At 56.7% G+C, this 14,906-nt stretch carries 12 protein-coding genes and 1 pseudogene; all 13 read right to left on the bottom strand.

The genetic code is table 11. From position 1 onward, the window contains the following. Nucleotides 1–79: 79 nt before the first annotated feature. The 13 genes and pseudogenes from ACKUTP_RS07945 to ACKUTP_RS07885 all read right to left on the bottom strand — a co-directional run bounded on the left by ACKUTP_RS07945 (nt 80) and on the right by ACKUTP_RS07885 (nt 14,892). The gene (locus ACKUTP_RS07945) at nt 80–367 is read right to left on the bottom strand and encodes a hypothetical protein (RefSeq protein WP_227790869.1); all 288 of its coding nucleotides are present in this window, start codon (nt 365–367) and stop codon (nt 80–82) included. Next, complete coding sequence (locus tag ACKUTP_RS07940; protein ID WP_409064020.1) at nt 357–2,285, bottom strand: hypothetical protein; 1,929 nt, start codon at nt 2,283–2,285, stop codon at nt 357–359. Before ACKUTP_RS07940 ends, ACKUTP_RS07945 begins: the two co-directional genes overlap by 11 nt. A gap of 503 nt (nt 2,286–2,788) precedes the next feature. Then, entirely contained in the window at nt 2,789–4,249 is a 1,461-nt protein-coding gene (locus tag ACKUTP_RS07935) for a sugar nucleotide-binding protein (protein ID WP_409064019.1), read from the bottom strand. 13 nt (nt 4,250–4,262) lie between these two features. Continuing rightward, the gene (gene rfbB, locus ACKUTP_RS07930; protein WP_409064018.1) at nt 4,263–5,285 is read right to left on the bottom strand and encodes a dTDP-glucose 4,6-dehydratase; all 1,023 of its coding nucleotides are present in this window, start codon (nt 5,283–5,285) and stop codon (nt 4,263–4,265) included. A 23-nt stretch (nt 5,286–5,308) separates the two neighbouring features. Beyond that, complete coding sequence (gene rfbA / locus ACKUTP_RS07925; protein WP_409064017.1) at nt 5,309–6,208, bottom strand: glucose-1-phosphate thymidylyltransferase RfbA; 900 nt, start codon at nt 6,206–6,208, stop codon at nt 5,309–5,311. A gap of 341 nt (nt 6,209–6,549) precedes the next feature. After that, on the bottom strand, nt 6,550–7,278 hold the full coding sequence (locus tag ACKUTP_RS07920) for an acyltransferase family protein (protein ID WP_369796804.1): 729 nt from the start codon (nt 7,276–7,278) through the stop codon (nt 6,550–6,552). Then, nucleotides 7,263–7,505, bottom strand: a pseudogene (locus ACKUTP_RS07915) (acyltransferase family protein); the annotation flags it as partial. The gene ACKUTP_RS07920 and the pseudogene ACKUTP_RS07915, both read right to left, overlap by 16 nt. Then, entirely contained in the window at nt 7,506–8,723 is a 1,218-nt protein-coding gene (locus tag ACKUTP_RS07910) for a Coenzyme F420 hydrogenase/dehydrogenase, beta subunit C-terminal domain (protein ID WP_409064016.1), read from the bottom strand. It abuts the pseudogene before it with no gap. 8 nt (nt 8,724–8,731) lie between these two features. Beyond that, the gene (locus ACKUTP_RS07905; protein WP_052044164.1) at nt 8,732–10,237 is read right to left on the bottom strand and encodes a lipopolysaccharide biosynthesis protein; all 1,506 of its coding nucleotides are present in this window, start codon (nt 10,235–10,237) and stop codon (nt 8,732–8,734) included. After that, nucleotides 10,230–11,303, bottom strand: a complete 1,074-nt coding sequence (locus ACKUTP_RS07900) for a polysaccharide pyruvyl transferase family protein (protein ID WP_117774364.1) — start codon at nt 11,301–11,303, stop codon at nt 10,230–10,232. Before ACKUTP_RS07900 ends, ACKUTP_RS07905 begins: the two co-directional genes overlap by 8 nt. A gap of 2 nt (nt 11,304–11,305) precedes the next feature. Then, nucleotides 11,306–12,580, bottom strand: coding sequence for a hypothetical protein (locus ACKUTP_RS07895; RefSeq protein WP_409064015.1), 1,275 nt, complete (start codon nt 12,578–12,580; stop codon nt 11,306–11,308). 94 nt (nt 12,581–12,674) lie between these two features. Beyond that, a complete protein-coding gene (locus tag ACKUTP_RS07890; RefSeq protein WP_055287332.1) occupies nt 12,675–13,952 on the bottom strand; it encodes a hypothetical protein in 1,278 nt (425 codons plus the stop codon). A 1-nt stretch (nt 13,953) separates the two neighbouring features. Further along, a complete protein-coding gene (locus ACKUTP_RS07885) occupies nt 13,954–14,892 on the bottom strand; it encodes a glycosyltransferase (protein ID WP_082421944.1) in 939 nt (312 codons plus the stop codon). Nucleotides 14,893–14,906: the final 14 nt, after the last annotated feature.

Below are 14,906 nucleotides of genomic sequence, written 5' to 3'. Positions count from 1 at the left end.
CAACGGAAACACTGTCAGTTCAAGTTATGAACGCGTTAACCCCACAGCACCACTGGGTAACCGTTTGATTCGGCGTGGGCTATTCGACTTGAGCTTCAGTTCCGCTTTTAACAATTTTTGCATGCTGCTTAGCTATGAATTTCTCTGACCATGCTTGGAAATCCTTCGACGCCTCACCCTCCATTCGCGAGGTCAGCGACTGCTGAATGCTCTGAAATTCGTTTGCAGCACCTTCGTTTGCGGCATCACGCAGTTTGTAAAGCAGATCGTTGCAATCGACGCAGAGAGTCAGCTTCTTATCTCCGTTGTCTACTGAGGCGAATGCCTCTAGTAGTTTTTTCTTTCTGCCGCAGCAATCACACTTCAATTTCTCTATCCCCCTCTTTTAGTATTTCGACCAAGTTTTCAGTCAGCGTTTTCATATCGCGCTCCGTGACCCTCTTGCGAGATCTCATGGCTTTTTCAAATAGAGGCTGCAGGTAATCTCTGATTTCCTTCTCCTGCTCTTTCGAGCTCACTAGTTTTTCTTGGAGCTTTCTCAGGCTCTTTTTATCGGAGTCAAGTTGGGATATGACAGCATCCTGCTCTTCTGCAGTTAGGAGATACTCTATTTCCATATTGACGAAGATAGCGTTGAACATTCGAGTCGTCCATAGCGCGTCGTCCTCTCGGATTATGTCTCCGACGGCCTTTGTCGCCGCCCCCGCGATGCCCCCTATCAGCAGGCCTCCGCTCATCCCGATGACCTGCACTGCTATTTTGCCGACTTTGTCGGTGAGCTTTTTCCCCGCGATAGCGCCTGTCGCCGCCGTCCCGGCAATCGTGCTTCCGAACGACACGAGCAGGGACGTTATGTTCTTCGTATACTGAGCCCCTGACAGCCTTCCTTCAATCAGCCCGTACGTATCCGGTACGGTAAAGACCACGAACATAGCCCCCTGGGTAATTAGGTTCGATCCAAGAAACTTCGCGAAGCTCTTCTGTGCCGCGGCGCCGTATATGGCCTTCTTCCCTGCCATCGCCCGAAATGCGTTTACTATTTCCTGCGCCGCTTTGGATCCTATCCTCTTGGTGATACGCGTAGCCAATGGGTTTATTGCGTTCATCAAGCTGGTCCTGGACAGCTGGGAGGCAATGACGCTTCCGGCGAAGCTGAGCCCGTAGACCCTGATGCCCGTAACGATTGCGTACTTTGCCGCCTCTTTTGGACTTCGGGTGCTCCACAGTGCTTGGGCAAATGCGCAGACGGCGGAAATGTCCAGGGCGGAAGTGCATGTTATCGAGGACTCGGCGAAGTCGTAGACGAGCGATTCCACTGTTCCCGGCTTGGCAAGGTTGCGAACCTGCTGGTATGAAAGGTTGCTCTTGCGGATGATATCAAGCGCCGCCTCCGGATCGTTGACGCCTTTAACGGTTCCTTGCTCGATACGCGTTTTCATATAGGCGACAGCATCCGCGTACTGGTCCTTCGGAACTTCAATCTTCATCGGGTTGTCGTTGAGATCATAGTATCTGAATTCCTTGGCGCCAGCTGGCGTTTTCTTGAAGCAGGCTTCTACGGTTTGGTATGCCGTTTTGCAGAACTTGCACTGCACCGGGGATGCCCCAACAATTTTGTCGGGTCCGTTCTTGGCGTTATCTCTTCCGACTACCGTTGACTTCTCGCCGTGAATCCAATCAAGCTTCGCGCCGGCTTCCTCCGCGTAGATTCCATGGCCCGTCTTCGTCTGTCCTGCGCCATAGGCTGCATTGAACATAATGCCCCCGACGCTGAAGGAGTTCAGGGCGCTGATCGTCGACCTCTCGGCCAATTCCTCCGCTTCTTTTCTTTGCCTTATCGCATCGGAGCGGTACTCTCTGAACGCTTCGTACATAGCTTTGCTCTCGAATACAGCGAGGGTCTCGTCTTTGCCTTTGAGCGCATATCTTCGATTTCCTTTATCCTTGCGCTCCAGGATGTCGTAATCCTCGGGATCGAAGAAATCCCATGGGATGATGCGGTAGATAGCATTAAGCTTATGGGCCTTCTCACCGGTTTCCTTCGCTTTTGCTTTGGCTTCTTTGTTGGCGGCCTTCACATCTTTCTTGGGGGCTTTGGATATGAATGCGCGATCGGTGAGGGCGATTCCGGCAGGGTATCCTCCATATGAGATCATGTCTGCCCAGAGAATGACGTGGTCGTTGGGGACGGGCAGACACCTTTGGATCTTCTGAACCTCTTCATGGGCGGGTTTACCGCATACGCCTTGCAGCTCTTCGATCATCGCTTGTAATTTCTGGTCCATGGCGGCTCCGTAACCCTATCCTTTCGTCGAATTATCCCACATTCAGATTAAGTAAAAAATTCTATGCCTTTCATCGGTAGTAGAAATGGCTACTGGGAAGCTCTTCTTGCCTTCGAAGCATTCAGTAAGAACGGGGCCTCTACCAAAGTTGCTCTATCAATCAAAAAGTCCCGCCACATTGGAAAGCGTGGCGGGACACGAAAAGCATTTATCCAACCTTGAACTAGCCGGGATGACGCCGGGCTGCAAGCGCTGCCTGCACGTCTTCTGCGATACCCGCGCCGCGCAGCCGAAGCCGGAATAGGCTAAGACGCGGCGACAGAGCCCCAAAACGCAACAGGCCCGGCGGCGAATCGAATCGCCGCCGGGTCTGGAAGCATCTGCAGGGCTCGCAATTAGCCTGGCGACCGCTGCCGCTCTTACCGGCACAGAGCTATACGCTAGTCACAAGAAAGGCCGCCGTTAAGGAACAGCGGACTTGACTCTCGCATATTCAAGGGCGACTAGAGTGTCTTGAGGTACTCCCCCAGCTCTTCCTCCCAGTCGGGCATGTGGAAGCCTGCCGACTCCAGCTTGGACAGGTCGAGCGCGGAGTGGACCGGGCGCGGGGCGATGGGGCCTGCGGCGCTGGCGCTGGCGTAGTAGTCGGCGGTGCTGACCGGGACCACTTTGTCCCCGTTGCCGTTGGCAGCCTCGAAGACGGCGCGGGCGATGTCGGCCCAGCTCCTCACGGCGCCCGAGCCGGTGCAGCCGTAGGTGCCGTAGGGGGCCTTAGCGTCCAGCACGTGGAAGATGGCGGCGGCCATGTCGCGCGTGAAGGTCAGGCGGCCCAGCTGGTCGTCAACGACCGTGACCTGCTCGAGCCCGTCCTCGGGGTCGGCGACGCGGTCTGAGAGCGCCTTCATGGTCTTGACGAAGTTGTGTCCCTCGCCGATGACCCAGCTGGAGCGCATGATGTAGTGGCGCGGGCACCCGGCCACGGCGATGTCCCCCGCCGCCTTGGTCTGGCCGTAGACGGACAGCGGACTGAAGGGCTCGCCCTCGTCGTGGACCTCGGCGGTGCCGTCGAAGACGTAGTCGGAGCTCACGTGGACCAGCGTGATCCCGTGCTCGGCGCAGGTGCGGGCGAGCAGGGCCGGGCCGGTGGCGTTGGCCTTCCATGCGGCCACGCGGCCCTCGGGGGTCTCGGCCCGGTCGACCGCGGTGTAGGCGCCGCAGTTGATCACGGTGCCGTAGAGCGACCAGTCGTACTGTGCGTAGGCGTCCGGGTCGGACATGTCGAAGGTGTCGATGTCGCAGAAGTCGAAGTCCTTCGCCACGCCGCGCTCCTCCGCGAGCGCGCGCACCGCGTGGCCCAGCTGGCCGTTGCAGCCGGTGACGAGGGTGCGCTTCGGAGCCATGGGGACGACGTCCTTCAGCATCGGGTGGTTGAGGTCGGCCTCGGAGACGGTGGCCTCCGCTAGCGGGATGGGCCACTCGATGGCGAGCTCGGGGTCGGCGAGGTTCACGAAGGTGTAGGTCCTCTTCAGCTCCAGCGACCAGTGGGCGTCCACCAGGTAGGTGTAGGCGGTGCCGTCCTCCAGGGCCTGGAAGGAGTTGCCCACGCCGCGCGGGACGTAGATGGCCCTGGACGGGTCCAGGGTGCAGGTGTAGACCTTGCCGAAGGTCTCGCTGCCCTCGCGCAGGTCCACCCAGGCGCCGAAGACCGAGCCGCGGGCCACGGAGATGAACTTGCCCCAGGGCTCGGCGTGGATGCCGCGGGTGACGCCGCGGCTGTCGTTGTAGGAGATGTTGTTCTGGACGACCCTGAGGTCGGGGATGCCCAGGGCGGTCATCTTGGCGCGCTGCCAGTTCTCCTTGAACCAGCCGCGCGAGTCGCCGTGGACGGCCAGGTCGACGACCTTGAGGCCCCCGATGCCGGTCTCGGCGACGGAGAGGTCCTTCTCGAATGCGATGTCTGCCATGTCTCTCCTCTCCCTACTGCCCCTGCGCGCGGTAGCGGGCCTCGGTGGCCTCCTTGGCCGGGCGCCACCAGGACTCGTTGGCGACGTACCAGTCGATGGTGGCCCTGAGGCCCCCGGCGAAGTCGGTGTGCGCCGGCCTCCAGCCCAGCTCGCGCTGGAGCTTCGTGCTGTCGATGGCGTAGCGGCGGTCGTGGCCGGGGCGGTCGGCGACCCAGTCGAAGTCCTCGGGGTCGCGTCCCATGGCCGCAAGGATCATGCGCAGCACGGTGATGTTGTTCTTCTCCCCGTCGGCGCCGATGAGGTAGGTCTCCCCCATGCGGCCCTTCGTGAGGATGTCCCAGACGGCCGAGGAGTGGTCCTCGGTGTGGATCCAGTCGCGGACGTTCTCGCCGCGGCCGTAGAGCTTGGGGCGGACGCCGTCGATGATGTTCGTTATCTGCCTGGGGATGAACTTCTCCACGTGCTGGTAGGGGCCGTAGTTGTTGGAGCAGTTGGAGATCGTGGTGCGCAGGCCGTAGGTGCGGGTCCAGGCGCGGACCAGCATGTCAGAGGACGCCTTGGTGCTCGAGTACGGGCTGCTCGGGTGATACGGCGTCTCCTCGGTGAACTTCGCCGGGTCGTCGAGCGCCAGGTCGCCGTAGACCTCGTCGGTGGAGACGTGGTGGTAGCGGACGCCGTATTTCCTCACGGCCTCCAGCAGGCGGAAGGTGCCCTCGACGTTGGTGCGCAGGAAGGGCTCCGGGTCGGCGATGGAGTTGTCGTTGTGGCTCTCGGCGGCGTAGTGCACGATCGCGTCGTGGCCGGGGACGAGCCTATCCAGCAGCTCCGCGTCGCAGATGTCGCCCACCACGAGCTCGACGCGGTCGGCGGGAAGGCCCGCGATGTTCTCGGGGTTGCCGGCGTAGGTCAGCTTGTCCAGGACGGTGACGTGCACCCCGGGGTGGTTGTTCACGACGTGGTGCACGAAGTTGCTGCCGATGAAGCCGCAGCCGCCCGTGACGATGATGTTCCTGGGCTCGAAGAGCTCTTCAGACATATCTGTATCTCCCATTGAATCGTTTAGTACTCGCGCGGGCTGTTGACGATCTCGCCGGCGGCGACCTTCTTCAGGTGCCGACCGTAGACCGACTTGCCGTAGGCCTTGGCCGCCTCCTCCAGCTCGGCGGTCGTGATCCAGCCGTTCTCCCAGGCGATCTCCTCGGGCACCGAGACCGGTAGGTCCTGGGAGTGCTCGACGGCGCGGACGAACTCCGCCGCCTCGTGGAGCGACTCCATGGTGCCGGTGTCCAGCCACGCGTAGCCGCGGCCGAGGGTCACCACGGAGAGCGTCCCCTCCTCCAGATACATCTGGTTGAGCGTGGTGATCTCCAGCTCGCCGCGTGCGGAGGGCTTCACCTCGGCGGCGCGGGAGGACACGTCGCCCGGGTAGAAGTACAGGCCGGTGACGGCGTAGGAGCTCTTGGGCTCGGCTGGCTTCTCCTCGATGGAGACGGCCCTGCCCTCCCCGTCGAACTCCACGACGCCGAAGCGCTCGGGGTCGTCGACGTGGTAGCCGAAGACCGTGGCCCTCCCCGAATTGGCGTTCTGGACGGCGCGCGTCAGGTGGCGCGACAGGCCGTTGCCGTAGAAGATGTTGTCGCCCAGCACGAGGGCGCACGGCTCACCGTTAATGAACTCCTCGCCGATGGTGAAGGCCTGGGCCAGGCCGTCCGGCGAGGGCTGCTCGGCGTAGGAGAGGTTCACGCCGTAGCGCGAGCCGTCCCCGAGCAGGCGCTCGAAGTTGGGCAGGTCGGTCGGCGTGGAGATGACCAGGATGTCCCGGATTCCCGCCAGCATGAGGGTGCTGAGCGGGTAGTAGATCATGGGCTTGTCGTAGACCGGCAGCAGCTGCTTGGAGGTCACGAGCGTGAGCGGGTACAGTCGCGTGCCGGACCCGCCCGCGAGGATGATGCCTTTCATTTAATCTGTCCTCTACAATCGAAATGCGCTTTAGATCGAGTGATAAATAAGACTTGGGTATCCTATTTTGCTAAACCCCCTCATTCTTAACGAAATAGGCAAGGTAATGACTGCGGAATATGGCTACCTGAATTGCCCCTTCCATTTTTCGATGCTCGACCAAGGGAGATTGATTCCGGTTATTTCAGGTTGGTTAATCCAATCAGCCATTTTGAGTAAAAAGTCATCTTCTCGTTCGAAAACAGGAAGTCCGGTATCTTCACCGATGATCGCGTGCCAAATGTTGGTAATGGACTCACTTTGCTTCAACGCTATGAAAAGCGCCAGTATCGAAAATCAATTTATAATCCCACAATGATGTGAATTCGTTCGGGCAAATAACGACCGCAAAGTGATACAAGCGAATAAGATCCGGCAAGAGTTAGCGCCCAAACAGCAAATGTCGAAACACCAAGTGGAATGACGAATAATCCAAGCAGTTTCCAAACGGCCTTGAGAACAAGTATATGGCAGAGGTAGATTCCAAAAGAGGCGTTCCCAAGGTCAACAAGCAAAGTAGAAGATAATCGCGACTTGAATGATCCCGGAACCGCCATAAGAAGCGCGATCACAGCTAAAGAGGTCGCGGCAGAACCGAGCTTAAGCTGAGTTGTGGCCATATTGAAATCGCCAGTCAAATACCACCAGAAGCCTGCGACCTCCTGAATTATTAAAAATATAAAGAGCACTGCAACAAGCTGAGTGGTTCGTCCTTCAATGAGCGCAGCCCAACGCCTCCAGTCGAGACCGAAAACATAAAAGATGAGCCACATGGGGCAGAAAACCTGTATTAGAGGCAATGCGATACCGGCAACGGCAGCGAGCTCCCTTAGAAGCAAGCAAGCCGGTGTCACACAATAGACAAAGAACCTATACCGTGAAAGGAGCCTGAACAGTACCGGAGTAAGCAGCACAAGCTGTGAATAGACCAATAGATAGTACATCTGAGCCGATACGGAGCCCACGGCGAACGCCAGAAACCCAGACGCCCATGAAGGGCGGGAAACGCCGCAAGATAGATAACGCTCCAGAACGCATAAGGTCCGGCAACCTTGCTAATGCGGCGTCGAAGACCCCCCCCCGCATTAAATTTGCGCTCGTCGGTAAGAACACCGGATAAAAACAAGAACAACGCAACAGAAAAGTTGAGGAATGGGCGAATGGCGACCGACGCGGCACATTGAGGAAGACAGTGGATAAGCACCACTGCGGAAATCGCAAGCCCACGAAGAGCTTGAAGGTAGCGATCCTTGGCCATCTAGGCTCTCCTTCCAACGAGTCTCTTTAGTCGTCGTTTAATACCACCAAGCTTGCCGCGGACACGCTGCCAGAGAGTGGGACGGAAATCCCACTTGTCCATGAGATCTGGGATGGAAAGCCCGGCAGACACGTCGTTCAAGAACTCGTCGCGCTTTGGATAAGGCGTGACAGAATGGACGAGGCTAGGGTTGCCCGCGATTACCCCATCAAGCGTCGCCGGACCGTTTGCAGTAAGCCCAGAAATAGCCTCGAATGCCCGCACGCCCTTCTCGGTATTGCATAGGACGGCAGATACGCCCTTGGAGTTGTCGACCTCGGGATGGGTATTCTGGAACCCCCAGAAATCACCGAGCGTGATATCGGCGCCGCTGGAGCGCTTTGCTGGACATGCCAGACAGGACGAACGAAGGCTCGCATTGGCCAGAAACGCTTTCATGTACCAGTCTTTGCCGAATATCTGGGACTCGGTGTCCCCGGTGTTGTCTTTCTCCGCTATGTGCTTGTACATAGCGGAGTAAGACAACCATCCGGTTGTCTTACTCCGCATATTGACGTCGCAGACGTCCGACCCGAAGGCCTCACCACGGTAGTCGACCCAGCGCGACCAGAGCTCTGGAGACGGAACACCGTGGCAGATGACGTCGACGCCGAGGAAGAGGTCAGAGTCGGCGAGTTTCCCCAGGTATGAGCGCATGCCAGCCACCTGGCATGCAGTACCGGCAAAGAGCGCCGGCCTGCCTTCACGCAGGGCAGCGCGGACGCCCTCGAAGACGCCGCGGCCAACCGCGCTCTGAACGTATTTCGAGCGCATAACGGCGCCGAGCGCCGGCCTGTCCTCCACGAGCACGTGACGAAGCTCGCGGCAACCGTCCGTCCACGCGGCGCCCGCCACAACACCGCCGCGCGAGAGAGCGTCACCGGCGAGTAGACCGAACACGCCGCCCGACGACGATCTATCGAGCAAGCCGACGTCATGAGCCTTCGCCCAGAGGGCGAACTCGCACCCGTCCTCCCCAGGGGCGTTGAGCGCCAGGCATACGGCGTCGCACGCCCCGCAGCCTACGCACCCGGAGGCGTCGACGGTGGGGTGTAGGAAGCCACAATCATCGGGTTCCATGGAGATGCATGACTTGGGGCAGCGGGCAGCGCACGCGCCGCAGCCGCAGCAACGGTCGCCAAGCGAGACGACCCTCGGGGATTTCTCGGAATCATTCATGATGGACCCTATCTAAGGAACGGGAGACGAGAGACGACCGCGATACGTTCGTCCTTCGTTAGGACGGCGAGCCAAAGGGCTATGGCGAAAAGCGCGCTGTAAACGGCGCCCCACTCGAGGAACGCGGGCCATCCGTTGACGGGCAGGACCGCCGTGCCAGCGAGGCAGGCGACGGTGACGGCAGCCCAGGCGAGCAGCACCGGCAGGTTCCGCTTCCAGAAAAAGAGCATGTCGAGACCGACCCGCTTCTGGTAGTACCAGTTCATCCACAGTCCGTTGCCGAGCACGATGCTGACGACATAGGCGATCGCGGGGGCCCACGGCCCCAGCGCCGGGGCGGCCGCGGCGGTGAAGGCAACGTTCCCGACCGCCATCGCAAGGTAGACGAGACTCCTGGCGTGGTGCATGTTCTTGGCCCTCTGGATCTCGATGCCGACGTTCTGACAGAGGGGCACCATGACGGGTAGCGTCATGGCGAGCACGAGCCAGTAGGCCTCGGCGAAGCCCGGGCCCGCCCACCTCGTCACGAAAAACTTCCCGAGAATAGCGAAACCTCCGTACACCCAGCAAAACAGTACCATCTGGTAGCGGCCCACGCGCGTCATAAGGCGAGTGAGCTCGGCGTTGTCGTCCGAGGTGGCGACGATGCGGTTGACCTTCGGAATGAAGACGTTCGACATCGTGGTGGAGAGCGAGTAGAAGACCTGGCGGATGTTCACGGCCACCGCGAACAGAGATACCGCAGTCGCGCCCGAGATGGCCCCCAGCATGATGTTGGGCACGCTCTGATTGACCATCTCGCAGACCTGGTTACCGAAGATCCAGGCACTGAAGGCGGCGATGCCGCGCATGACGCCCCAGTCGGCACCCCTGAGCTCGAAGCGCATGCCCAGCACGACGATGGCGTAGCGCGCGTTGAGGGCGAGCAGGACGAGGTTCACCGCGAGCTGTGCTAGGGCAACGCCCACGGGCCCCATACCGGCGGCCAGCAGGGCCCAGGCGCACAGCGGCGTCGCAAGCGTGGTGACGAGCTGCCTGGTCTGCTGGTAGACGAAGCGCTCGTGCGCCGTGATGTAGGAATTGAACACGACGGTGAACAACGTCGAGGCGACGTTGAGCGTCATGATGGCGAGCAGCTCCCGGGCGAGCGAGACCTGCGCCTCGGTGAACCCGGCCGAGAACACCGCGCCGGCGTTTGCGGAGAAGCCCATGCCGAGGGCGACCGCCGCGGCTGTGACGGCGACGTAAAGCGTGAGGTACATGCCGTTCAGGTGCCGGATGTCGCGCTCGCCGCCGTGCGCCACCGTCTGTGTGTAGAAGCGCACGTAGGCCTCGGAGAAGCCGAAGGACAGGAGCGTCAGCGAGAAGACAAAGGAGTTCGAGCTCTGGAAGACGCCGTAGTCCGCCTGCCCCACGTAGGACAGTAGCATCGGCGTGTAGACGAGGTTGACGAGGTTCTTTGCGAGGATGTTGGCGTAGCCGAGGAGGGCGCCCGCCTTACGCTGGCTAGCCACGGGCGGCCTCCGAGGGAATGCTCAATCCACATCTATCGAGGAATTCAACAACGATCTTCCTCTGAGCTGCCAACCTGTCATACGCCTTTGAATAGTCACTCTCGAGCAGTTCCGAATTACATACGGAAAGAATTGACCGCTCAACGAAAGAAACACCCAGCTCGCTGGCTAGCGTGTCGAATCGGCTGCTCATGTCTGGACCAGTGGACTCACGAGGGCAATAAATCAGCGGCTTCCCGAACAAGATCGAGAAAATTGATCCGTGATATGAATCTGTCGCTACAAGCTTTGCGTGACGGACGGCATAGAGGAACTCTGAAGGCCCGAGGGCGTAGTAGCGCGCATCCCCTAGTAAATCGACCCTCTTGCAGCTAAGTGAATCACAGATTTCGGCAACCCTCTCTTCGTAAGCTGCACTCCCGAGGAAGTACGTCAATACATAATCATTTGGAAGCCCGCAGTGCGGCTCTTTTTCATACCTTTCCCACCAGGAGCCGTCAAACATCAGTGTTGGGTCAATCAACACCTCGGCCTTTAAGCCGTACAGACTGTTTATAAGCTCGGCGCTCTTCTGCTCACGAACGGACAGCCTATCAAACCCGTCGAAATAGCCGTGGAACAGCTCACGCTTCTCCTCGGGAATCGTCGGAGCTGCCAAGCTTGGCGAAAAAGCAATGCGCTTTTCTCTTGGCGAAAACGTGAGAAACATAGTGGAGTTAGCGTCAGGGGAATACGGAGACCAAACTTGGTCGCTCCCAGCAACGAAAAAGTCATAGGATTTAATGTCACGTGGAGGGTTGGAATCAGATATAACCTCCCGGCTAAAGGAAATGTTACGGGAATTGAAATCCTCAAACGAACGATGCCTCTGGATGTGGGCAACGGCAAGCCCTTTTGGAATGAGCGAAGCCAAAGACTTGAGCTTGTATTTGGCAGATCTCGAGTCCTTCTGTCTGAACGTAAGGACATCTGCACCCGAGAGTTTGAGAGTTTCTTGGACAGCAAGGTTCTGGAGCCTCTGCCCATAGTTGTCCCCATGCGTAAATGTGGAAATGCCTATTTTCATGTTCAAACCTGTTCTTCGTCTCTATCAATAATCAAATAGTCTGCAGCCGAGGAATTCCACGACCAAGCCAGCGCTCCACAGAGCAGCAGTAGGCACAAGCAGCAGTTCACCCTTGTAAAGCACTGCGTATACAGAAAGGTAATAAGAATTGTTAGCAAAAGGAGCAAACGAACAATCCGGCCATTAGATCCTTTTTCCTGCTCCATAAACTCACTAACCACGGAGTGGAAAAACGCTACATACGCTGCCGTCTCCCAAACCCCCATGAGAATCAAGAAAGACCCCATATCCGCTTGACCAAAGTGGTTAAACGACATGAACCCGGACGCGTAGAAGCTTGAGGCTCCAAGACCCTCTCCGAGACTCCATGTAGCCGGTCTCAAGAGAGCGAAGCCGATGATAGCAATCCTCTCGTTACTGCCGTCGGCAGCAGTACCGACGGAAGCTGAACTGCCAACCATATCGAACAGACCAAACACTTGCGTATCCACGAGGATCTGGAACGCAGGCACCAAGGCGTATGCAATTGTCAGGATAAAATACAAGGCGACAAGCCAAAAGAAGGGACCCGAAACATCCGCTTCTCCTCTCATGACTGAAATAAGCCAGAACATCACTAAAACGAGAGGAAGGATTATGAAGAGCGCCTTATTATCGTTGAGTGTCGCAAGATAGAAGGACAGGACGATAAGGCAGACGTTGTAAGCGATGGCAAGGGATGGCCAGAGAGGACCCCGAAGCCTCCTAATCCAGACGAAGTTGTAGAGCACGACGAATGAAGTGTAAAGGGCCACCGCATGGACGGACGCATAAGAGAACAGGCCGGAGATATTGTCCTCGAAGTAACTGATGTCGTTCGTTGTCGCAGCGATCATCCCATGGGTAGAGTACTGGATAAACATGATCGCCATATTGAGAAGCAATATGGCGTTGAAGACCGGAAAACCTGCATCAAAGAGTCCAAGAAGAAAATCCCTCTTGTTAGTGATCAAAAGAAAGAAGTAAAGCGTATAGACAAACGGGTAGAGGAGCAGCAAAATATTCGCCCTAAACGTTTCCATATTGCCACCCAAGAGGGCACCAGACAGCCACCCTGCAACGGTAATCAGCCCAAGTAGTAGCGCTCTACCGCTATATTTCCATCCGGAGAAGAGCGCCCTCACGCAAATCATGCCGGTAATTACCCAGTTGAGGTATCGCCCCAGACCATAGTACTCAAGGAAGAAAACCTGCGCCAAGATACCTATAACGATCGTCGCATCCGCCAGGTCACCCATGCAAACGGTTAGAACGCCTTGCTTATTAGGGAGATACCAACGACCTCTTCGACCAGCCCGCTCCTCCGCTTTATTTATAACGAGCCTCGCATGCCTATGATCTTGCATTGAGTACCTCCAGCAGCACACGTTCAATCAGCCTCGTGTGCATGTGAACTCCCGTGTTGAGACCTACCGAGGAGCATGGAAGCAGGTCTACGATCTCATCTGAATCGACAAGATCGAGCGGACCAGGCTTTCCGCTCCTGAAACGATTGACCTCCCTGATAAGCCGGCTCTTATCCCTAAACAGCCCGATTAGCTCCTCCTCGTTATTCAGCACCAAACCGGACCCATGCTCAACGACAAAGTCGGCGACATTGCCTGCACATGCACTCGAAATCGTATAAGCGTTTGCGGAGTAAGATTCCATACAGGTGTAGCTATAGGTCTCTGGACAAGATGGCCACATGACAACGATGGCAATCTCGCACTCCCTGAGAGAGTCGGTCATGGCATTTGGGTGCTTCTCATCAAATTCGACAAACCGCTTGTTCATCCCTGGATACATATCGTTCGAGCTGTTGAAGACGAAGAACTCGTACTCTTGTTCATCGACCGCAGATACGAGGCGAAGCCAGGTCTCCCAGCCCTTTGTCTTCCTCGGCATCCCCAGAAAGGCAACCCTGATGCGCTCCCCTGCGTTCAGAGGACGTCTGTTGCCCAGATACTCTCCAAGCAGCTTTTGGTGCGGTATTACATCAACAAGGCCCTCGTATTGGGGCCTGAATGAGAGAAACCGATTCTTCGTATAGGTCGAAGGTGCAACAAAACGGAGATTTTTGATGGAGTCAAACAGCCCTTGGATCTTCGACTCCACACGAAGGCTGTTACTGAAGTGGGGGCATTTCTCGCAGGGAGCGTCGCCGAGCCTTGAGCTGTCACAAAAGCCGCTCCTATTTTGGAGGTTATAGCTTGTACAACACAGGTAATAGTCGTGGAGAAAGGCCCTGACCGGTGTTTTGCCTGTAACTTTTAGCAGTTCGGAGACTTTCTCAAGGCTCACGTACAGAAGGTGGTGGATATGAAGCTCAAGAAGGCTGAAGCCGCTTTTTTGCCAGCTGCAAAGGGCCTCGCACACCTGGGCAATACTGAAAACACCAGCCTCCACCCCGTCGACCGTAACCCCGAATTCGCAAAATAGCATCTGGTCGTCCCTGAACAGGGTCTTCTTAACCGAGTGGAGATAGACGTAACTTATGCCGTGCGACGCCATGGCCTGCTGACTCGCCATAATAGCCTTTGGGGTGCCGGTCTTGTCCTTGAGATAGTCGCAAAAGGCAAGCGCTAGGACGTACCCACTATTGTGCGGTTTGGGGATGCTTTTACTCATATCATCGCTTCCCAAACAAGAGGAGAGATCTATTGAAAAGGCCCTCTTGTAGACTGCCGAAATTCAGCCTCGAAGAGAAAGAAACCCTGCACCTAGCCATGAAAGAAGCGTCCATTTTCGATACCAACTCTCCAAGAGCACGCTCTGGAGGAAGAATGCAGTCGGAATAAGTTGAAAGAAGTCCAGTAACTTGCTTTGCAAGAGTAATCTCTCGCGGATGACAAAAACTATTGATTTTCTCAATCACTTTAGATGGTAAATCAGTACTCACACCGACCACATTACGACCATGCTGGCGATATCCCATATGAGGAGAAGCATCGAAAACAATCCGATAACCCAGCAGCACGCATAGATTAGCTATCAGCTTATCATGCATGATGACGGGATGGGGCAGCTCATGCAAGCAAACAACTTCCCAAATACGCCTATCAAATACTTGCGTACATCCCATAGGTGACCCAATGCAAAGCTGGTTGAGAGGGTCGTTATCTCGATAAGATATGCACCTTTGTTGCCCATAGGTTAACCGGCCCATCTCATTACCAGCTGAATCTACAAGTCTTGAATTGCAATGATAAAGAGCCAAATTCTCCTGCTTCTTAAGCTGTTTAATCGCAGTTATCAGTTTATCGCTATCCCAAATATCATCTTGGTCGGAAAACGCATAGTAATCAGCTTCGGGAGCATTCCGCAACAACGTCAAAAACCCTAAAGCAGGTCCTAGGTTTTCTCCTGTTAACAAAGTCAGACTGCCCTCATCTGCATAGCGCTGCAGAAGATCACGAGTACCATCAGATGACCCGTCATCACGGACAAAAAGACGTACGTCAACTTCAGCCTGCGAGAGAATGCTGTCAATTTGTTCTGAAATAAATGGGATGCCGTTGTATGACGCCATTAATACGACGCACTTTGGCACCTTGGAATTACTCAACATATGGATTACCTTAT

Source organism: Collinsella sp. wc0529 (genome assembly GCF_046116875.1).
Lineage (GTDB): Bacteria > Actinomycetota > Coriobacteriia > Coriobacteriales > Coriobacteriaceae > Collinsella.
The sequence above is the reverse complement of the archived record's forward strand: the minus strand, read 5'-3'. Positions and strand labels throughout refer to the sequence as shown.

What these genes read in the sequence shown, in the direction of transcription:
- ACKUTP_RS07940 (WP_409064020.1), bottom strand. Translation starts at nt 2,285, where the DNA reads ATGGACCAGAAATTACAAGCGATGATCGAAGAGCTGCAAGGCGTATGC.
- ACKUTP_RS07935 (WP_409064019.1), bottom strand. Translation starts at nt 4,249, where the DNA reads ATGGCAGACATCGCATTCGAGAAGGACCTCTCCGTCGCCGAGACCGGC.
- rfbB (WP_409064018.1), bottom strand. Translation starts at nt 5,285, where the DNA reads ATGTCTGAAGAGCTCTTCGAGCCCAGGAACATCATCGTCACGGGCGGC.
- rfbA (WP_409064017.1), bottom strand. Translation starts at nt 6,208, where the DNA reads ATGAAAGGCATCATCCTCGCGGGCGGGTCCGGCACGCGACTGTACCCG.
- ACKUTP_RS07910 (WP_409064016.1), bottom strand. Translation starts at nt 8,723, where the DNA reads ATGAATGATTCCGAGAAATCCCCGAGGGTCGTCTCGCTTGGCGACCGT.
- ACKUTP_RS07900 (WP_117774364.1), bottom strand. Translation starts at nt 11,303, where the DNA reads ATGAAAATAGGCATTTCCACATTTACGCATGGGGACAACTATGGGCAG.
- ACKUTP_RS07895 (WP_409064015.1), bottom strand. Translation starts at nt 12,580, where the DNA reads ATGGGTGACCTGGCGGATGCGACGATCGTTATAGGTATCTTGGCGCAG.
- ACKUTP_RS07890 (WP_055287332.1), bottom strand. Translation starts at nt 13,952, where the DNA reads ATGAGTAAAAGCATCCCCAAACCGCACAATAGTGGGTACGTCCTAGCG.
- ACKUTP_RS07885 (WP_082421944.1), bottom strand. Translation starts at nt 14,892, where the DNA reads ATGTTGAGTAATTCCAAGGTGCCAAAGTGCGTCGTATTAATGGCGTCA.